The 19,364-nt window shown below is 59.1% G+C and carries 21 protein-coding genes; 12 read left to right on the top strand and 9 right to left on the bottom strand.

Annotation, left to right across the window (positions count from 1 at the left end; all coding sequences use genetic code 11):
- Positions 1–72: 72 nt before the first annotated feature.
- The 3 genes from EK369_RS15335 to EK369_RS15325 are packed head-to-tail and all read right to left on the bottom strand — an operon-like array spanning position 73 to position 3,128.
- Positions 73–1,368 carry a hypothetical protein gene (locus EK369_RS15335; RefSeq protein ID WP_164727013.1) on the bottom strand — a complete coding sequence of 432 codons (1,296 nt, stop codon included), beginning with the start codon at positions 1,366–1,368 and terminating at the stop codon, positions 73–75.
- Positions 1,313–1,732: a DUF5681 domain-containing protein gene (locus EK369_RS15330; RefSeq protein ID WP_127115146.1), complete on the bottom strand. Its 420-nt coding sequence runs from the start codon at positions 1,730–1,732 to the stop codon at positions 1,313–1,315. The genes EK369_RS15335 and EK369_RS15330 overlap by 56 nt, the downstream gene beginning before the upstream one ends.
- Positions 1,725–3,128, bottom strand: coding sequence for a site-specific DNA-methyltransferase (locus EK369_RS15325; RefSeq protein ID WP_235871439.1), 1,404 nt, complete (start codon positions 3,126–3,128; stop codon positions 1,725–1,727). The genes EK369_RS15330 and EK369_RS15325 overlap by 8 nt, the downstream gene beginning before the upstream one ends.
- A gap of 339 nt (positions 3,129–3,467) precedes the next feature.
- Between EK369_RS15325 and EK369_RS15320 the strand changes: the two genes are divergently transcribed.
- Positions 3,468–3,674 carry a hypothetical protein gene (locus tag EK369_RS15320; protein ID WP_127115145.1) on the top strand — a complete coding sequence of 69 codons (207 nt, stop codon included), beginning with the start codon at positions 3,468–3,470 and terminating at the stop codon, positions 3,672–3,674.
- 32 nt (positions 3,675–3,706) lie between these two features.
- On the opposite strand, the gene EK369_RS15315 is transcribed toward EK369_RS15320, so the two are convergent.
- Complete coding sequence (locus EK369_RS15315; protein ID WP_127115144.1) at positions 3,707–3,943, bottom strand: helix-turn-helix domain-containing protein; 237 nt, start codon at positions 3,941–3,943, stop codon at positions 3,707–3,709.
- A gap of 99 nt (positions 3,944–4,042) precedes the next feature.
- On the opposite strand from EK369_RS15315, the gene EK369_RS15310 reads away from it, so the two are divergent.
- The 7 genes from EK369_RS15310 to EK369_RS15280 all read left to right on the top strand — a co-directional run bounded on the left by EK369_RS15310 (position 4,043) and on the right by EK369_RS15280 (position 11,944).
- A complete protein-coding gene (locus EK369_RS15310) occupies positions 4,043–4,333 on the top strand; it encodes a hypothetical protein (RefSeq protein ID WP_127115143.1) in 291 nt (96 codons plus the stop codon).
- Entirely contained in the window at positions 4,330–4,857 is a 528-nt protein-coding gene (locus EK369_RS15305; RefSeq protein WP_127115142.1) for a hypothetical protein, read from the top strand. Before EK369_RS15310 ends, EK369_RS15305 begins: the two co-directional genes overlap by 4 nt.
- A gap of 261 nt (positions 4,858–5,118) precedes the next feature.
- Positions 5,119–6,339, top strand: a complete 1,221-nt coding sequence (locus EK369_RS15300) for an ABC-three component system protein (RefSeq protein ID WP_206198101.1) — start codon at positions 5,119–5,121, stop codon at positions 6,337–6,339.
- Complete coding sequence (locus tag EK369_RS15295) at positions 6,332–6,853, top strand: ABC-three component system middle component 2 (protein WP_127115141.1); 522 nt, start codon at positions 6,332–6,334, stop codon at positions 6,851–6,853. The genes EK369_RS15300 and EK369_RS15295 overlap by 8 nt, the downstream gene beginning before the upstream one ends.
- Positions 6,853–8,817: a hypothetical protein gene (locus tag EK369_RS15290; RefSeq protein WP_127115140.1), complete on the top strand. Its 1,965-nt coding sequence runs from the start codon at positions 6,853–6,855 to the stop codon at positions 8,815–8,817. The genes EK369_RS15295 and EK369_RS15290 overlap by 1 nt, the downstream gene beginning before the upstream one ends.
- A 582-nt stretch (positions 8,818–9,399) precedes the next feature.
- Positions 9,400–11,370 carry an elongation factor G gene (locus EK369_RS15285; protein WP_127115139.1) on the top strand — a complete coding sequence of 657 codons (1,971 nt, stop codon included), beginning with the start codon at positions 9,400–9,402 and terminating at the stop codon, positions 11,368–11,370.
- 115 nt (positions 11,371–11,485) lie between these two features.
- Complete coding sequence (locus EK369_RS15280; RefSeq protein WP_127115138.1) at positions 11,486–11,944, top strand: DUF411 domain-containing protein; 459 nt, start codon at positions 11,486–11,488, stop codon at positions 11,942–11,944.
- 63 nt (positions 11,945–12,007) lie between these two features.
- On the opposite strand, the gene EK369_RS15275 is transcribed toward EK369_RS15280, so the two are convergent.
- Both EK369_RS15275 and EK369_RS15270 read right to left on the bottom strand, forming a co-directional pair.
- Positions 12,008–13,135, bottom strand: coding sequence for an HlyD family secretion protein (locus EK369_RS15275; protein WP_127115137.1), 1,128 nt, complete (start codon positions 13,133–13,135; stop codon positions 12,008–12,010).
- Complete coding sequence (locus tag EK369_RS15270) at positions 13,132–13,392, bottom strand: DUF3302 domain-containing protein (protein ID WP_127115136.1); 261 nt, start codon at positions 13,390–13,392, stop codon at positions 13,132–13,134. Before EK369_RS15270 ends, EK369_RS15275 begins: the two co-directional genes overlap by 4 nt.
- Before the next feature lie 175 nt (positions 13,393–13,567).
- Between EK369_RS15270 and EK369_RS15265 the strand changes: the two genes are divergently transcribed.
- A complete protein-coding gene (locus EK369_RS15265; protein ID WP_127115135.1) occupies positions 13,568–14,695 on the top strand; it encodes a CaiB/BaiF CoA transferase family protein in 1,128 nt (375 codons plus the stop codon).
- A 233-nt stretch (positions 14,696–14,928) separates the two neighbouring features.
- Positions 14,929–15,051 carry a hypothetical protein gene (locus EK369_RS22315; protein WP_268920617.1) on the top strand — a complete coding sequence of 41 codons (123 nt, stop codon included), beginning with the start codon at positions 14,929–14,931 and terminating at the stop codon, positions 15,049–15,051.
- Positions 15,052–15,053: 2 nt separating this feature from the next.
- On the opposite strand, the gene EK369_RS15260 is transcribed toward EK369_RS22315, so the two are convergent.
- On the bottom strand, positions 15,054–16,097 hold the full coding sequence (locus EK369_RS15260; RefSeq protein ID WP_127115134.1) for an aldo/keto reductase: 1,044 nt from the start codon (positions 16,095–16,097) through the stop codon (positions 15,054–15,056).
- Between the two features lie 33 nt (positions 16,098–16,130).
- The gene (gene speB / locus EK369_RS15255) at positions 16,131–17,090 is read right to left on the bottom strand and encodes an agmatinase (protein WP_127115133.1); all 960 of its coding nucleotides are present in this window, start codon (positions 17,088–17,090) and stop codon (positions 16,131–16,133) included.
- Positions 17,091–17,219: 129 nt separating this feature from the next.
- Here speB and EK369_RS15250 point away from each other — a divergent pair, with 129 nt between their 5' ends.
- Positions 17,220–17,849, top strand: coding sequence for an ImuA family protein (locus EK369_RS15250; RefSeq protein ID WP_127115132.1), 630 nt, complete (start codon positions 17,220–17,222; stop codon positions 17,847–17,849).
- 59 nt (positions 17,850–17,908) lie between these two features.
- On the opposite strand, the gene EK369_RS15245 is transcribed toward EK369_RS15250, so the two are convergent.
- Entirely contained in the window at positions 17,909–18,496 is a 588-nt protein-coding gene (locus EK369_RS15245) for a TetR/AcrR family transcriptional regulator (RefSeq protein WP_164727012.1), read from the bottom strand.
- An 83-nt stretch (positions 18,497–18,579) separates the two neighbouring features.
- Between EK369_RS15245 and EK369_RS15240 the strand changes: the two genes are divergently transcribed.
- A complete protein-coding gene (locus EK369_RS15240; RefSeq protein WP_164727011.1) occupies positions 18,580–19,323 on the top strand; it encodes an SDR family NAD(P)-dependent oxidoreductase in 744 nt (247 codons plus the stop codon).
- Positions 19,324–19,364 lie beyond the last annotated feature (41 nt).

Genomic DNA, 19,364 nt, shown 5'->3' with positions numbered 1-19,364 from the left:
TGCCAGGAGTTCCCGTCGCAGGTCTTCGAAGTAGTCCGTCTTTCGCAAGAGAGCGATCTTGCCGTTTTCCAGCTAATCCGCCGCCACGGCGAAACGTTCTTCCTTGGAGCCTGATACGCCAAACGGCGTGATAAGAATTCCCTCCCCCCGAAGCTCAACATAAAGCGCTGTCCCGTTTGCGCTGTCTTCGACGATCGCCAGATCGGGCCGCCATTTCCCGTACATCGTTCTGGCACAGGCCTTCAAATCCGCGAAGTTCATGCGACGGCGCTGCACCTCCAACAGCACCCAACGCTCATCATCCCAGCCAAATGTCATCCCCACCGAATAGTCGCAGTTCGGACCATCCTTCACGGCTGTATCCCAAGCCTGTACCGTCTTGAGGATCCGAATGTCCGAAGGGCTCTGCTCCAGGACCAGCACTTTGGAGAAGTCCAGCATGGAACTTCCGGCCGAAGCCGGGTCTTGCAGGTATTGTGTTCGAAACGCCGCTTCGCCGACATCGCCCCGAATGAAGTCCAAAGCTTCCCTGTCCTCGCGTTCGGGCGCTAGAGGATCACCGGCTTCGCGGGACCAGGTGTATCCGTTGTAGAGGTCATGTTGTGCTGGCCGCTCGGCAATCGCCGGCAAGTTCAGGTGCCTGTAGGTTCCCTTTTCCTGAAGGTGCGCAATCAGATCATCCTGGTGCAGACGTTGCTGAACCACGATAATGCTGCCCTCAGCTTTGTTGTTCAGACGGGAATAGAGGGTTTCATCATGGAAGCGGCGCGCTTCTTCTCGCGCCGCTTCCGAAGACGCGTCGTTGGCCTTCATGATGTCATCGATAATGATGAGATCCGCACCGATCCCTGTGATCGCGCCACCGACCGTCGCAGTCCGGCGCCCGCCTCCGGCTGCCGTGGTAAACTCAGTTACTGAGTTGACCTTTGGCTTTGCGCTCATGTGCGGAAACACCCGTAGGTATCTTTTACTGGTAACAACGGTTTGAAACATCCGCGAGAGATTTTGCGTCAGCTTTTCACCGTAGCTGGCCACAATGACCTTGAGCTTTGGATCGCGCCCAATCAACCAAGCTGGTTGCAGAACAGAGGCGGCAATGGATTTCAGGTAGCGGGGCGGCATGGTCACCATTAGCCGCCCCCCGGAGGTTTCTGCTGCCTGTTGCAGCTCAAAGCAAAGTGTTTCCAGATAGTCGTCACCTGACAGTCTCTGACCTGGTGCCACAACAGGAAACATGTGGCGCAGGAAAAGGTAAAAGTTTTCCCGGCGCATCGCATTTGCCGCAGCTTCCAGATCATTTGGACCGAAGGGCCTAGTCATCCCCTTGCTCCTTTCGCAAGCCGTCCGTTGGCAAATCATGAAGCTCAAGGAAACGGGAGATCGTTTCAAGATCATCCGCAGGGTCGGAAGGGTCATCAATTGCCCCACCCTCTGATTGTCCGCTTGTTGACTGCATCAGCGTGATCAGTTTGAGCACCTGATCAGTCGCACGAGGGTCGCCCTTAGCGCTGTCGTTGAGAACTCTGAGACACATGGCTTCCAGCCGCGTCACCTTTCTGGGCTTGCCACCTTCGCGGATCGTGATCTTCTTAAGGAAAAGATCCTCCAATATGGTCACCGCGGACTTGCGGCCTTTCGGTCGCCCCTTGGGGTTGCCAGATTGACCGGGCTTGAACCGTTTGTCCTTTGGCGCCTTGCCATACCCCACTTCATAGTCAGATTTCTCAGACATCGGCCCGCTCCTCATCTCTGGGACCATTTGCGGCAAGTTTTTCGGCTCGCGCATTCCAGGTCTCCCCGGAGGTGGCCTCGATAGCTTCCTCGCCGGTCAGTTCCTGCCACCGGCGGATGGTAACATCCACATAGATCGGATCCAGCTCAATCAGTCGGGCTGTGCGACGACAGCGCTCCGCGGCAATGAGCGTGGTGCCTGAACCGCCAAAGGGATCCAGAACAATGTCGCCATGACGCGTGACATCGCGAATGGCATCGTCGATCATTGCGACCGGCTTGACTGTCGGGTGGGCAGCGAGATCGGCATTCCGGTTGCGCCCGAAGGAATTGACCCCGGCATAACTCCAAACGTTGGTGCGATTGCGCCCGAGCGCGCCAAGCTGAACGTTGTTTTGGTGTTTCCCTCCCGGAATTCTGTAGACGGCACAAAGCTCGTGCTGCGAACGATAGAGGCTTCCCATGCCACCGTTGGTCTTGACCCAGACGCAGAGATTGATCTTCTCGAGCCCAAGCTGACGTGCCGCACTTTCCAACTCGAAGTCATGCCGCCAGTCGATGAACGACATGATCAGACCACCCGGCCTGCCAGCAGCTTTCACCTGGCCGAGGAAGGTCTTCAGGAAGTCCGTGAAGGCCTCCGGTGACATTTCTCCGCTGGCCATTGCGAACTCTCGGTGAACGGAATTGCCCTTCCCGCGGACATGACCATCCACAGGGACATTGTAAGGCGGATCGGTCAACGTCAACGATACGGTCTCGCCCGACAGAAGTTGCTCATGGACCGTGGCCTCAAGAGCGGAACCGCAGACGATACGATGACGGCCCAGAAGCCATGTCTCTCCTGGCCTGACCACCGGAACAATCGCGGGTTCCACGATGGAATCTGCCGCCCCAGTGGACTCTTCCGTCTCGAGCAGGATGTCGATCTCTGCCGTGTCAAAACCCAGCGAGTGCATGTCGAAGGAGAGTTCCCCCTCGGCCTCGAGGTCAAGCAGGTCGGCAATCTCAATGCGCAACAGCGCCTCGTCCCAGCCTCCATTCTCAGTGAGTTTATTGTCTGCCAGGCGCAGCGCCCGCTCCTGCTCTTCGCTCAGGTGCTCTACCCGCACAATCGGCACTCTCAGCAAGCCCAACTCAAGCGCCGCCATAAGGCGGCCATGTCCAGAGATTACGCTGCCGTGTTTGTTGACCACGATCGCATAGACAAACCCAAAAGCGATAATTGAGTTTTTGATCTGCCCGATCTGCTTCGGTGAATGCTCCCGCGCATTGCCCGCGTAGGCACGAAGTATCGAAGGGTCCACCATCTCGATCATGAGATCCTTGGAGATCTTGGTGGAAGCACGCCTTTTGCGGCGGCGAACAGGTCGTTTGGTTTTTGAATTATGTTTCATCGCCAGCTCCTCTTTTTTGGCTGGCCTCCAATGATGCGCACAAAAGCCCCTGTGGCAACAAGAGATGACGCTTGTTCGGCGGATACTGCACGGGCCGTTTCAAAACCCTGCCCCTTCGCACCAGGGTGCGAAGATGAGCAAGAGATATCCGTTACAACTCAACAGCTTATACCAAACCCGATTGGGTCATGGCCCAAACCCAAAATCCGACCAAAGATAGTAATCGTGTAGCGGTGAGGAAGCGTACGGGCTCTGATTTGGCTCATGTCCAAGCAGCCTACCTAACAAAGAGTACAAATCTGACTGGACTTCCCCTGCCCTTCGAGCGGTACTGGCGCCATGACCGACGCCGATAAAGAAGAGATCAGCACCGTTTTTGCCCACCTGACAATGGCGTTTGAGAATGCCGCTACATCTGCTTCTGAAGGTCAAAACCCGAACCTGGCAGGGGCAGAATACGCCGGTCTTGCCCGCGCCGTGATTGCGCAACTCGGGGAAGTTGATGACCAGCTTGGAAGACTGCGGCTGTTGCTGCACATACCTTGATGTGAGCATGAATGAACCGTTGAGGAACGCGCCTACCCGGCTTCCGTTTCTTTCAGCAAGTCACCTGCAGAAACGCCGAAGGCTTTGGCCACTTTATAAAGATTGTCGATCGACATGTTCTGCTCGGATCGTTCCACGGCACTGAGGTAAGTACGATTGAGCCCCGCTTCTGCGGCGAGGAACTCCTGCGACCATCCACGCTCGGCACGCAGCAAACGCATGTTGCGGGCCAGGACATCTCGAAGGGGGCTTTTTACAGTGCGTTTCACACCCAAGTATCTGCGGCAATACCTGTTTTAGGACTACCTGTTTTAAAAGACATTCGTTATCACTGTCGGAGAAACGCGCAGATACTGAAGGACTTGTCTATGGACCGCATTGCCACCATCACCGCATTCACTTTTTTGACTGCTTCGTTCACTTCGGCAGCACCTATTGAAGACGAAGCCTACTTGACCCGTGATTGGACCCGCTCTCACGCTCAGACACTCGCGAATGAGGCAAGCGCCCTGATCCGCGCCAAAGGCTATAGATGCGACAGTATCTCGAGCCTGCAGCGCTGGGTTTATGGCGGAGGTTTTGACGTTGTCTGCAACAAGTTCCGCTACAAGTACGAGCTTGAGGACAAAGGCGGGCGCTGGACCGTTACCCTGAAATGACCCGAGGCTGGTTCACTCTGGCGGCTGGTTTCCTGGTGTGGGCCACTGTGGTTTTGTTCACACTGGTCCTCCCCCCTGCCCCGGCATTTGCGGAGCAGATCGATTGCCGGGTGTTCGCCCGGGAAGCTATCCATTCCTCAACACACAAACGGGCGCGCCTCTTCGTGGCGACCGACAGCACCATGCCAGACGACATTCTCGCCCTCGGCTATGCCACCGCCTTGAATGAAGTCGCCAACTATGGCCTCGACTTCGCCACCGTCTATGTCACCCGCCTCCTTGACGGCACAAACCGAGACGATCACACCAGCGCAACCGCGCTTGCGATCGTTAGTTTTAATCCTGGCAACACACCGGTCATCAAATCCCGGCTCGAGGGCCGTGTCGTGCGCACGGTCGTTACCGACCCCGGCGAGCTTGCCGTGATGGTCGCGCCCAAAGAAAATGTCGATGAGTTGCGCATCATGAGGGCCTATCTTGACGCAAAAGAGCGCGGGGAGGGTTTTGAGTGTTTGGGAAGATGAGGTGGAAATCGGCCCTAAGCGGTCGCTCGGCACATAGTCCAAATGCTGCGGCGCGGCCAGCTATAGCGGACATTGAAGCTATCTGATATCATCAGTGGACGGGCCTGTCGCGACACCTATTCAAACACAAGACACGCCGTAGTCGTGTTGCAGGCTACATTCGATCAGTTTCATGAGGCTGTGTCGCCGACAACTAGTTTGATCTATAGTGTCCGTTGAACTAAGATTTTGGCACAGTGCCGAGCCAAGCTGCGCTCATTTATGCATTGGCAACGCGCAATTGTTGACGCATTTAAAAGCAAAGGGTCCGAGGAGGCTGCAGGCAAATCAACATCTCCCGGCAACAGAAAAATACGAGCGATGGTTCATACTCCAACACCCATTTCGAGCCTGGACAAGCCGAACAAATGGCCATCGGCGAATGCTCGACTGTTGGGCCTAGGGGCAGGTCTCCCCGTGCAACCGCTTGACCGCTTAGCCAACTTTAGTGCCGATGAATTCGAGCGTTTTGCCCTTGAATGGGCCGATGGCTATCTGCGCACGAAGCTCGCGGGTGTCACCGACATTCAGCAACGCGGCGGGTCAGGTGACAAGGGACGCGACATCATTGTCTGGTTCGGCAAACCCGGATCGCCGTCCAAGTATTGGCACCTATACCAATGCAAGCGTTATGCGAACGCGCTCGGCGCAGGCAAGGGCATCGCGGAGATCGCCAAGGTTCTCTTCTATTCGCATCGTGGCGACTATCAGCTTCCGAGGGAATACTGGTTCGTGACCCGTAAAGGCGTCACCGGAGACTTCCAGGATCTGATCGACGCTCCAGAGAAGCTGCGCGCCTATCTGATTGCGAACTGGGATGCACATTGCGCAAACGCGATCACCTCTAAAGAAGTCATCGCCTTGGAGGGCGACTTCGCAGAATACGTTGCCAAGACCGACTTCAGCTTCATTCGTGTTAAACAGCCGCTCGATCTCATTAACGAACATGCACAGACGCCTTATCATCTCGTTGTATTCGGCGCGCCGCTCATTGAGCGTGCCCCGCCAGCAATTCCACCCTCAAAGGTTGCTGAAGCTGAACGCGGATATGTCGGCGAGCTCTTCAAGGTCATTGGCGAGATGACGGGGAAGACGATCTCCGGTGAAGGTGATTTCGAAGCGCATGCGAAAGCCAAAGGTCTTTTCGAGCGCTCGCGGATGACCTTCTACAGTGCGGAAGGCTTGAAAGAACTCGCGCGCGACCAAATGGCCGACGCTGGCTACTTCGATGAACTTCTCGGAGAGTTTCGCCACGGCCTTTACTACACCTATAGCGCCCCGGCAGACTCTGGTTATACGCGGCTCGGCGAAACGGTGAAGGCAGCGCAGGTGCAGCAAGTCTCAAGTTACGCTTTGAAAGACCATATCACATCACCGGATCGTGAGGGGATTTGCCATCATTTGGCAAACAATGGTGACGTCACATGGTGCGACGATGTCTGACGTTGCTACAGCGACATCAACGCCGATTGACGGCCATCGGTTGTTCAATACTCCGCTGGAGTGTGGCTTCCGCCTGCTTTTCGCGCTTGATGCGTGTCGACCATACGCCGCTGATCTACAACGCCTCATCAGCTACGACTACTTGCTTGTACATTCCGGGGATATCGCAGGCGGCCCGCCGAGCCTTCATCCGCCGGTTCCTTTCCGCGGGTCGGAATGGGTCGTGAAGCGCGACCTTGTGCGCGCAGGACTGAACCTGCTCTTCGCGCGTGACCTCATATCGAAGAACCTAACGACGAACGGCGTCAGTTTCGCCGGATCCGAACTGACTTCGGCCTTCGTCGCGCTACTCAAGACCGACTACGCATCATCGTTACGTATTCGGGCAAGTTGGCTGGCCGACGAGTTTGGAGAAGCCAGCGACCAGGAGCTTCAGTCATTCATGACCGAAAAGGTAGGCCAATGGGGTGCCGAATTTGATCGGATTTCAGCTCTGCAGGAGCTTGAGCTCTAATGGCGCGCATCTCCGAAATCCGCCTGACAGGCAAGGGCAAGGCTGACGCTTCCATCAAGTTCGAACCCGGCGCGAACGTGGTCTCTGGCGACTCTGATACCGGCAAAAGCTATCTTCTCCGCTGTATTGACTTCGTTCTCGGCGCCCAAGAAATGACGAAGGTCATCGAAGAGGCGACCGGCTATGAACTGGTCTGGCTCGAGTTGACGAACCCCAACAAGGAGATACTCACCTTAGAGAGGCATCTGACCGGCGGTGACGTGCGTGCCCATAAGGTCTCGATTGACGAAGTTTTGGCACAACGAAGCCGTGCTAAGGACGAAACTGGTGAACTGCCTGCTACCCAAGCAGAGGAAGCGGAGAACCAGAGTACGGATGGTCAGGTGCTCGCCTGGAGGCGGCAGGGGCTGTCCCAAGCGCCTGATGTCACTTCACGTATTTTTCCGTTCTTCGGGATGCCGGAAGATGTGCGTTTGCGTAGCGATAACAAAGGCAAAACCCAGCGTCTGTCCATCCGCACTCTAATGCCGATCTTTGTCTTTGACGAAGCTACGATCATTAGCGAACGCTCGCCAATCATCGGTGACGGGTTTGGTCAGACCGCAAACAAACGCATGTTTTCGTATGTCCTGACTGGCACGGACGATAGCGGCATCATCGCCCAGGAACGCCGCGAGATCGTTCAGGCGGAGATATCAGCCAAGCTCAGCCTCATTGATGACCTTCTGACTCCGATTGAAGTTCGTCTGGAAAAGCAAGGCAGCGAAGACGAGGAGAAGGACAGCGCCGAGCGTGTCGATGACGCTATCGAGAGCCTCTCCAGCCTTCTCTCGGAGAATGAAGATACACGCACGGGCCTGAGGGTGGAGCGCCGGGAGCAACTCGCGAAGCAACGCCGAGCCGAATCCCAGTTGATTGGTATCGAAGAATTGCTCGAACGATATCGGTTGCTGGATGAACGCTACACATCAGACCTGAAGCGATTGGACTTCATTGCCGAAGGATCGCATTTCTTTGATGGGCTTCAGGACAGTTTGTGTCCTCTTTGCGGTCAAGAGATGGATGGTTTCGACCATAGTCACGATGGTGCGGATACTGTTGCTGACGCGGCGGCCATCTACCAATCAGCCACGGCGGAAGCGGCGAAAATACAAGGACTCCAGGGAGATCTCCAAGCAGCCATCAAAGATCTGAATCGACGTAAAGAGTGGCGCCAAAATGAGAGCAGCGCGGCTGCTGCCGAGGTGTCTCGGATCGACCGTGAACTCGACGGTGCCCTTGCGCCGACACGTGCGCGTGCTCAATCTAGTTTGGATGAATTGGTGCAACGTCGGTTAAATTTGCAGGCTTGGCAGTCCGATCGGGAAGAGGCCGCGCGTCTTCGCGCACTCAAAGACGAGCTCGATCAGGAAATGCCTTCTGCCGGAAAGAAACAGACCTGGTCACCGATTGATCCGGTCGCGGTCACTGCGCTTTGCCGAGTGATCGAGAAGGTTTTGATCGAATGGTCATGGCCTGTCGACGTTCGGGTTGAGTTCGATGACAAAGCCTATGACATCAAGGTCAATGGCAAGGCAAGAAAATCCCACGGCAAGGGCTTTCGCGCCGTACTTAACTCTGCGCTAGCCGTCGGTGTTATTCGCTACTGCCACGCAAATGAAAAACCGCACCCAAAATTCATCGTGTTGGACTCACCCTTGACGACCGTCAAACAGCGAGACGTGGAGCAGCCGTCGGAGGGCGATCACGCCGAGGCACAAAAGCTCAACCAAACCATCGAGCCCTTATTCTGGGAAAGTATCGCTAAGACCTCGCCCGACCTCCAGATCATTGTCTTGGACAACAAAGAGCCTGGCGAAGAGCTCGCTCAAAACCTCAACCTTCAGCTTTTTGCCGGACCGACGGCTGGTCCAGACGAGAGAGTCGGCTTTATTCCCAGAAGCGACCCTTTGGCTTCCGATTAAGGTGGCGCCTGACGGCCACCTTGAAACGACGCGTTGTCAACCAGCCGCCGAGTCAAACATTTGTAGAGAAAATTGGGCAAGATCATCTAGGTCCGGTTCTCGTCGAAGCATTGGGCCTTCGATGCGACGCAGCGAATGTCAGCTTCCCGCCCGATTTTACCAAATCTCGACATGAGGCTTCTCAGTAATTCAGCCCTTGATTTAGTCCCTGTTTCCTCAGTTGTTCTCCCTGTTCCAGCACCTGTTTTTCCCTGTTTTGGAGTTTAGGGAAATCAACGCATTAGGTATTGAATTTACTGGGCTTTTCCTTTTGGAAATCTGAGAATTCGCGAGTATTCGCAGATTTTCCCTGTTTTTTCCCTGATAAGCAGGGAAATTCGGCAGAGATCAGTTCGACATAGACTGGGCCCACCACCACTTTCCCTCCCCTTCAAATAAGACGACCCCCGGCGACGTCATTTTTGACTCATGTCATGGACGACCCGGACATGTGCTAAGACTGTGTGATAGCCGAACCGGAGGGTTTCGGAACCTTCGCGCTTCGGCCTGCATCACAAGCTTGTCGGCTGAACGGAGGATATCATGACTGAGACCAATCCCGGCGCCAGGGTCGCCGCCCTTGTTGGGCCTTACTCGAGCGGGAAGACCACCCTGTTCGAGGATATCCTGTTTGCCGCAGAGGCCATCCCGCGTCGGGGATCAATCAAGGATGGAACCACGATTGGCGATGCCTCACCCGAAGCCCGGGCGCGCAGCATGTCAACCGAGATGAACATCGCCTCGTTTGACTATCTCGGGGATCCCTGGACCCTGATCGATTGCCCCGGCTCGGTCGAGCTGACCTATGATGCGCAATGCGCGATGATGGTGGCGGATGTGACCGTGGTGGTCTGTGATCCCAAGCCGGAACGCGCCGTGACCCTGTCGCCGCTGCTGCGATTCCTCGACGATCGCGACATCCCGCACTTTGTCTACATCAACAAGATGGACCACGAGGACGCCTCGGTGCGAGCGACGTTCGAGGCGATCCAGGGGATTTCCTCGCGCCCGTTGTTGTTACGGGAAATTCCGATCCGGGATGACACCGGGCAAATCTCGGGCATGGTGGACCTTGTCAGCGAGAGGGCCTGGCGCTGGGAGCCGCATAAGAAATCCGAAATGATCACCCTGCCCAAGGATCTGGAGACTGCCGAAGGCGAAGCCCGCACCACCCTGTTGGAATCCCTGGCAGATTTTGACGACGACCTGATGATGGAGCTGTTGGAGGATGTGGTGCCTTCGACCAGTGAGGTCTATGAAAACCTCGTGCGGGACCTGCGCAAAGATTTGATTGTTCCGGTTTTCTTTGGGTCGGCCGAGAATGAAAATGGCATCAATCGGTTGATGAAGGCACTGCGCCATGATGCGCCGGGGGTGGCTGATACGGCAAAGCGGCTTGGCCTGCCCGCCTCGGGCAAGGTGGCGCAGGTGTTCAGCACTGCCCATGCGGGCAAGGCGGGCAAGTTGTCCTTTGTACGTGTCTGGAATGGCGAGGTGGCCGATGGGGATGTGCTGAACGGGGACCGGGTCGCCAATGTGCGTCGCCATCTTGGGGCCAAATCCGATCTGGTTGGCAAGGCCGCCGCCGGTGACGTTGTCTCGTTGGGCCGAATGGCGGAGGTCAGGACCGGGGATCTTTTGACCGAAAGCGGCAAGGAGACCTCTGACTGGCCTGCCCCCCCTGCCCCGATGTTCGCACTGGCGCTGCACACCGAACACCACGCCGACGAAGTGCGCCTCTCGGCGGCGCTGGCACGTCTGACCGAGGCGGATCCCTCGATCAAAGCCGAGCACAATCAGGAAACCGGAGAGTTGATCCTAGCGGGTCAGGGCGCGATCCAGTTGCAGTTGGGCCTGAGCACGCTGGAGACAGATTCGGGGCTCAAGTTGACGCAAACCACGCCCAAGGTCCCCTATCGCGAGACCCTTACAGCCGGGACCACGCAAAAAGCCCGCCACAAGAAACAATCCGGTGGCCACGGCGAGTTTGCCGATGTCGAGATCGAGATCAAACCGCTGCCGCGCGGCACGGGGTTTACCTTTGACGATCGGATCGTCGGCGGGGCAGTTCCGAAACAGTACATTCCTGCGGTTGAAAAAGGTGTCCGTGCCTTCCTGGAAAAAGGTCCAAACGAGCACCCGATTGTGGATGTGGCAGTGACCTTGACCGACGGCGGGCACCATAACGTCGACAGTTCTGACATGGCTTTTCAGAAGGCCGCGATCAAGGCAATGTCCGAGGCCCTGCCCAGATGCAAACCGATCAAACTGGAGCCGGTGCACAAGGTCTGCCTGTCGGTTCCGTCAGAATTCACGCCCAAGGTGCAGCGCATCGTGACGGGACGGCGTGGGCAGCTGCTGGGCTTTGACGCCAAGCCGGGTTGGTCAGGATGGGACGAGGTGCAGGCGCTGATACCGCAGGTCGAGATGACGGATATCGTGACCGAGTTGCGGTCCGTGTCGCTTGGTGTTGGGACCCACGTGAGCGAATTCGATCACCTGCAAAAGGTCTGAAGCCTGATCCAGCCCGTTCACATCTGTGCGAGGGGACGGGCTGATTGACTCTGGTCAAGGTGCATACCGGCCTCTTTCGGGTTAGACTGAGCCCAAATTGACAATAGGAGTTGCCATGTCTGTCACCCGCCGTAGCTTTGTCGCCGCTCTGGGCGCCGCTGTGATCACGCGCCCGGCGTTGGCCGCAGCGCCAGAGATGACTGTCTATAAAGACCCCGATTGTGGCTGCTGTGGCGCCTGGATCGACATCATCCAGACCGATGGCATCGACGCCGTTGCCAAGAACGTGACCCGCGAGTCTCTGGTGCGCTTCAAACTGGCCAATGGTCTGACGGAAGAGATGATGTCCTGCCACACTGGCGTGATCCAGGGCTACCTGATCGAGGGGCACGTGCCCACCGCCGACATCCGCCGCCTGCTGCGCGAACGTCCGGACGCCGTGGGTCTATCGGTGCCGGGGATGCCCTATGGGTCTCCGGGAATGGGTCCGGAAAACGAGCGAGAGGCTTACGACGTGTATCTGGTGCGCAAGGATGGCAAGGCCGAGGTTTTTGCCAGCTACGCCGCAGCCTGAGTGTCTAACCTGACAAAAGGCGCGCCCCAGTTTGGGCGCGCCTTTTTTGTGTCAGCCTGGACCTTACAGCATCGGGTTGATGTAGTTCAGAATGGCCTCAATCCGTATCATGACCTTGCGGATGATATGCGTGGCCCCGACGCTGTCGGTGTAGATGGCCACTGTCCCGACCGAGCCCGGGCCAAAATCGTCCAGCACCGACGGGTCATCCACCTCGAGCCGCACGGCAAAGGGTTCGGCCATGACCTGAGAGCTGGCGGACACCAATCCCCCCACCTGTGCCTGACCGCCGGACATCGCCGGGATAACCTCGAACACCGTACCCTTGACGATCTCACCAGGGCGTTTTTTCATCGCAATTTCAACCGCTTGACCCGGCTCAATGTGGCGCAGGTAGATCTGGTGGATCTGCGCGACCAACGCCGTCTCAGAGGTGTCGACAAAGGCCGCTGACGGCGACAACGGCAGGTTCACCGCACGCTGTCCAACGGCCAATGCCAGGTTGGTCAGATAGCCGTCCTGCGGCGCGCGCACGGTTGTCTGATCTAGGTTCCACAGCGCCTGATCCAGCGCCGCCTGGGCCTCGGCCACTTTGGCGGTGGTGCCGTCATCCATCACCGCCCCCACCTCGGATTCAGCGCGCGAAACGGCGGTGCGGGCCGAGTCGACAGAGGCTTGCGCCTGATCAAGATCGGACAGACGGCGTTCAAGGCGGTTTTCCGAGTAGACTTCGGCCTCGACCAGCTTCTTGTCGTCGTCATAGCGCGACTGGGCAAGGTCCGCCGCCGAGGTCGCGCGGCGCAGATTGGCGCGGGCATCTTCAAGAGCCTCAAGGTCCTGCTTGGCCTGGGTTTGCACCCGCACCAGCGACGCACGCGACATGTCCACCGCCTGTTGATAGGGCTCGGGGTCGATGCGGAACATGACGTTACCCTTTTTCAGGGGTTGGTTTGGTTCTGCTGGGATTTCAATAACTTGACCGGCAACATTGGGCACCACCTGGACCACGCGGGTCAGCGTTATTACCGGACCCGAAGGCGCGCCCCATTGCAACGGAATGAACAGGAAGATCAACAACAGGACGGCCCAGCCGCCAACGGTGCTCCACATGGCAGGCGTGTTGGGAACGATCTTGGCGCGCATCAGAATATAGAGCAGGGCCACATATGGCAGCGTCAGAACAATGATCATGCCGCGCCCTCCGTAGTTTTTGCATCAGGCAGCGTCTGGCCCGGTGAGACATAAAACGCCCAGACCAGCGCCAGGGGCCAGAAAACGCCAAACGCCAGAGCGCCCAGCCAGCCCGCGACCTTCACCGCCTCGGCCTGCGGGTGATTGCGGCTGGCGGCAATTCTTCCCGGCAGCATGGCCAGAACCACAAAAACACCTAGAATCAATGCGATAAGCATCAGCAGTATGATCCAGGCAAAGATCATCAATCCATCCATCAGAGGGTCTCTCCCGTTTGACGTCGCGCAGGTACATGGTAGTGCACTGGCCGCGTTCCGCAACTCTTGAGTGTAATTTGATCAAATTAGTGTTGCGTCAAAATTCATCCCTGCCTAAACCTGACGGAATCCACATGCCGGGTTGACCCCGGACACCGCAAAAGCAGGAGCCAGCATGAAACCGCTACAAGGTCTGAAAGTCGTTGAGATGGCACGCATTTTGGCGGGGCCGTGGATTGGTCAGGCGCTGGCGGATCTGGGGGCGGAAGTGATCAAACTGGAGAGCCCGGATGGCGACGACACGCGCAAATGGGGACCGCCCTTTATCGAGCGGGACGGCGACAAAACCGCAGCCTATTTCTACGCGGCAAATCGCGGTAAGTCCTCGGAAATAGTGGATTTTCGCGGGCCGGAGGGTCAGGCGCGGGTGCGCGAGCTGGTGGCGGATGCGGACATTCTGATCGAGAATTTCAAGGTTGGTGGACTGGCGAAATACGGGTTGGATTATGACAGTCTGAAAGCCGTCAATGACCGGCTGATCTATTGCTCGATCACCGGCTTTGGGCAGGATGGCCCCTATGCCAGCCGCGCCGGGTACGATTTCCTGATCCAGGGCATGTCCGGGCTGATGTCGATCACCGGCGAGCCCGAACGCCAGCCGCAAAAGGTGGGGGTTGCGGTCACGGATGTTGTGACCGGTCTTTATGGCACCATCGGCATTCTCGCAGCGGTCGAACAGCGCCACCACACCGGCAAGGGCCAGCACATCGACATGTCCCTGCTGGACTGTGCCACGGCGCTCTTGGCGAACCAGGCGATGAACTATCTGGCGACCGATACCAGCCCCAACCGCAAGGGCAATGCACACCCAAATATCACGCCTTATCAAGTGGTTGAGACCAAAGATGGACATATCATCCTGGCCGTGGGCAACGACGGTCAGTACCAGAGACTGTGCGGTGTTCTGGGGCGCGGCGACCTGGCCGAAGACCCGCGCTATGCCAGCAATCAGGCGCGCGTGGAGCATCGCGATGTGCTGACACCGACGCTGGAACAGTCGACGCAGGAGTGGACCTCGGCGGACCTGTTGCAGGCGCTCGAGGCGGCGACGGTGCCGGCGGGGCCGATCAACAGTATCGGTGACATGTTTGCCGATCCGCAGATTGTCGCAAGGGGTATGAAGATCACGCCAGAGGGTGTTCCGGGGGTGCGGGGGCCTTGGAAATTCTCGGACGCCGAGCTGGCGCTGGAGCGCACCGCGCCGGTTCTGGGCGGCGGATCACGGGCGTCCGACAAAGATTAACAGGCGGTTAAATGACCAAGTTGTACAACATTTTTTCGGGGGACTCTCCAAGTTGTACAACTTTTTTGACGGGGTTTAACCAGTTTGTACAAAATGGTTATTAACCGCATGGCAAGGTTTTGACGCCCGAAAAGCCCCCTGCCCGACAATTGCCGTCAGACTTGACCAAAGGCAAAGACGCCCCCGATCCAGGCGGCTAGACAGGGCCTGTCTTTTTAACATGAGGCCCCGTCATGAATGTTTTTCGTCAATCGCTGATCCTGCTTGGCGTCCTGCTCTGCGCCACTTTGCTCGCCGTTTTCACGCCGCTCGAGTCGCCTCCTGCCGACGCTGAAACCGCCCAGGTCAGCCACTGACCCTAGTAGGGCATCGGGTGGCTGTGATGGGCATCGTTGATCTCGGCCATGACCTCGTCACTCAGTCTCAGATCGGTGCCCGCCAGAATGTGCTCGAGCTGTGCCAGACGGGTCGCCCCAAAGATCGTTGACGCGAGGAAGGGGCGCTGCACCGTAAAGGCCAGCGCCATGTGGATCGGGTCAAGCCCGTGCCGCTGGGCAATCGCCAGATAGGCATCCACCGCATCGAACACGCGCGGCGTTCTGCGCCCGCCGAGATTATCCACAATCGACATGCGCGAGGCCTCGGGGATGGCGCCGTGCTGATACTTGCCCGTCAAGAGCCCCGCCGCCAATGGCGAGAACGCCAGGAGGCCGACGTCTTCGTTCACGCTGAGTTCGGCCAGATCGGTGTCATACATCCGGCACAACAGCGAGTATTCGTTCTGGATCGTGGCCGCCCGTGGACCGCCGGTGTCATCAGAGGCCCGCAGCCATTGCGCCGTGCCCCAGGCGCTTTCGTTGGAAAGACCAAAGGCGCGGATGCGGCCCTTGTCGACCTCGCGTTGCAGAGCCCCCAGCGCGTCTTGGATATGGGCCAGTGTCTCGGCACGGTTCTGGGTCGAGGGATCGTAGGTCCAGTTCTTGCGGAACATGTAGGAACCGCGATTGGGCCAGTGGAACTGGTAGAGGTCGATATGGTCGGTCTGGAGCCGCTTCAGCGAGCCTTCGACCGCCTCGGGGATGGTGGCGGAAGAGATCGGCGCGCCGTTGCGCGCCCCCATGAAGCCTTCGCCCGAGTGTTTGGTGGCCAGCACCACGTCACCCCGCCGCCCGGATGTGGCAAACCAGTTGCCGATGATCTCTTCGGTGCGGCCGACGTTTTCGTGTTTCAGCGGGTTCACCGGGTACATTTCGGCGGCATCGACAAAGTTGATGCCCCCGTCCAGCGCCATGTCGATCTGGGCGTGGGCTTCGCTCTCGGGGGTCTGGGTGCCAAAGGTCATGGAGCCGAGGCAATAGGCCGAAACCTCGATTCCGGTGCGGCCAAGGGAGTTCATTTTCATGAGTAAGACATGTCCTGTTCGTGGTCTGTCGGGTCAGCGCCCGGTGCGGGCGTGGAAGATAAAGCCAAGGAGGTTCAGCAAGACCTGTGCGGCAAGGATCGCGGTGCCGCCGGTGGGGTCGTAATCGGGGGCCACTTCGACCAGGTCGATGCCGACAACCTCGTGACGCCGGGCCAGCTGTTGCAGCATTTCCAGCACATCGTAATAGAGGAACCCGCCGTGGCTGGGGGTGCCGGTGCCCGGCGCAATCGAGGGGCAGAAGGCGTCGATGTCGATGGTGACATAGACCCGCGCGCCTGGCGGAATGCGGTCGATCACACCCTTGGGGCCAAGCTTGCGGGCCTGTCGCACCGAGAGGATTTCGCTGCCCATGGTGCGGGCGGCCTCGTAGCCTTCTTTCGCGGTGGACGAGACGTTGCGGATGCCGACCTGGGTCAGCCCGGTGACATAGGGTTTCTCAGCCGCGCGGCGCATCGGGTTGCCGTGGCCAAAGCGCACGCCGTGGCGTTCGTCGACAAAGTCGAGATGCGCGTCGATCTGCAGGATGTGGATGTCGCCCTGATCGTCAAAGGCGTTGATACAAGGGATGTTGATCGAGTGATCTCCGCCAATCACCACGGGCAGCGCCCCGGCGGCGAGCATGGCGCGCACACCGGTTTCGATATTGGCGTGGCTGGTTGTCGTATCCGTGTGCACGATATCGGCGTCGCCAATGTCAACGATGCGCACGTCGGCGGGCAGGTATGTGGCGTCATCTTCGTGGTCGTAAGCTCCGGCATGACCAAAGCTGAACAGGGTCGAGGCCTCGCGCACGCCGCGCGGGCCAAAGCGCGCGCCGGACCGCCATTGCGTGCCAAAGTCAAAGGGCGCGCCCATGACCGCGACGTCGGCGTCGATCTGGCCCCAGTCCGCTACATAGTCCCGCTTGGCAAAGGTGCTGATGCCGACAAATGGCAGGTTCAGCCTGCCGCTTTCATAGCCGTGTCCTGACATGGGGATCCTTTCGTCCTGAGCCGCACGTCAGCCTGAGGGGTTTTGACGCGCTCGGCAAGAGGGAAATCCGGTGAAAATTGCGGCGATCCGATATTGAGAACAAATAGAGAACATACTATAGTGGGGGCCATGGTACATCATCTGATTGACCGCGCCCCCTGGCGGGATCGCCCGCAGTTGCAACTGGCCCATGGCCTGACCCTGCCCCGCGCCCGCCTGCACGAGGCCTGTGGCCGCGCGCGGACCACCTTTGCGCTGTGGCTGGCGGCCCAGACCGAGGGGCCGATTTTCTGGATCGCGCCGTCCTGGGTGCCGCAAAAGCTGAACCCTGACGGGGTGGTGGGGTTCACCAATCCGGGCCGGTTCATCTTTGTCAGCCCGCTGCGCCCCGAGGATGTGCTGTGGAGCATGGAAGAGGTGCTGCGCGCCGGGCTGGTGGAACTGGTGGTGGCGGATATTCCGGGGCCACCGGGGCTGACGGCGGTGCGGCGCATGCATCTGGCGGCGGAAACCGGCGCGGATGAGGGCAAGGTGACGCCGACGGGATTGCTCCTGACGCCGGGCACGGGGGGCGCGCCGGGGATCGAGACCCGCTGGCAGATGGAGCCGGACCACATGGAGGACGATGGAGAAGAGCGCAGCCGCTGGCAGCTGACCCGGCTGCGCGCCCGCACCGCCCCGGTGCAGAGCTGGCAAGTGACCGAGTTGCCCGGCAAGGGCCGCGTGACGTCCCCTGTTCGGGAAAAGGTTCCGGCCTGAGCGGGCAAGCCGCTTGCAAGCGGCTTAAGCGGTTTTGAAACCGCTTGGCCCCGAGAGGATCACTGCAGCGCCAGATACCCGCGCAGCGCCGCGCCCACGCGTCGGGGCAAATCCTCGAGATCGTCCCGCATCAGTGCGCCGTCAATCATCCCCCGGCACAGCGCCAGAACATCCGCCACCATGGGTGGAGACGCCGCAATGCCGTGGCGCGCCAGCACCCCGGCAACAAGCCCGCCAAGTTCACGATTGAGCGCCGCCGTCTCTTCGGCCAGCGGCAGGAACACCTCGGCCCGGTCCAGCGCCTGAGACAGTTCCGGCCAGCCCATCTGGTGGCGAATCGTGGCGGTGATCAGCGCGTCCAGGGCCGCTGTCAGATCCTCGGCCGGGGCCTCTGCGGCCTGGCGCAGCCCGTCGACAAGCCGCGCCCGTTTGCGGCGGATCAGGGCGACCATGATGGCGGTTTTGTTGGGGAAATACTGATAGAGCGAGCCGACGCTGACGCCCGCAAGGTCGGCAATGGCATTGGTGTTCAGCGCGCTCAGCCCCTGTTGCACCAGAATGCGAGCCGCGGCCTGCAAAATGGCCTCGACCGTGGCTTCGGACCGCTGCTGGCGCGGCTTTTTTCGTGGATTTGCAAGGCTTTGCACAGGGTCCCCCAATGCGAGTACAAAATATGAATATTTACTCACATATTGCAGGGAATGGCAAACACAACAACACGAGGCCCACAATGCACAATGATCCCTTTCAGGACCGGACCATCCTAGTTACCGGGGCCTCACGCGGGCTGGGACGGGCCGTGAGCGAGGCGTTGGTGGCACGAGGCGCGCATGTGGTTGCGGTGGCGCGCGATGCGGCGGCGCTGGACCGGTTGCGCGCCGAGACCGCCCCTACGCTGCGCGGGATCGTGGCGGATCTGGGCCAGCCCGAGGCCGTTGACGCGCTGGCCGAGGCGGTGGCCGATCTGCCGCTCTGCGGGGTGATCAACAATGCCGGGGTGCAACACGAGATGCAGCTGGTGCCGGGCCAGGACGCGCAGACGGCGCAGATCGACGCCGAGATCGCGGTGAACCTGAGCGCGCCGATCCGGCTGACCCAGCGGCTTTTGCCCGCACTGGCGGCGGCCCCGCAGGGCTTTGTCTGCAATGTCACCTCGGGTCTGGCGCTGGCGCCCAAGACCGGCGCGCCGGTCTATTGCGCCACCAAGGCCGGGCTGCGAAGTTTCACCCGGGCCCTGCGGTATCAGGCGGCACTGGACGCGCCGGACCTGTTGATCAACGAGGTTCTGCCAGCGCTGGTCGAGACCGATATGACCAGGGGCCGGGAGGCCCCCAAGGACGCGCCGGAAGCGGTCGCCGGGGCCATTCTGGACGGCCTTGCCGCGCGCAGGCCCGAGACCTGGGTCGGCAAGGCGCGGCTGTTGCGGCGGCTTTACGGGATCAGCCCGGCGCTGGTGGCGCGCATCCTGCGTTAGAACAGCAACCGCGCGGGGATTTGCCCATAAAGACCCAAAAA

It is taken from the genome of Shimia sediminis (genome assembly GCF_003990645.1).
In the GTDB taxonomy this organism is placed as follows: domain Bacteria; phylum Pseudomonadota; class Alphaproteobacteria; order Rhodobacterales; family Rhodobacteraceae; genus Shimia; species Shimia sediminis.
Note: the sequence above shows the minus strand (reverse complement) of the source record. Positions and strands in the feature narration are given on the sequence as shown.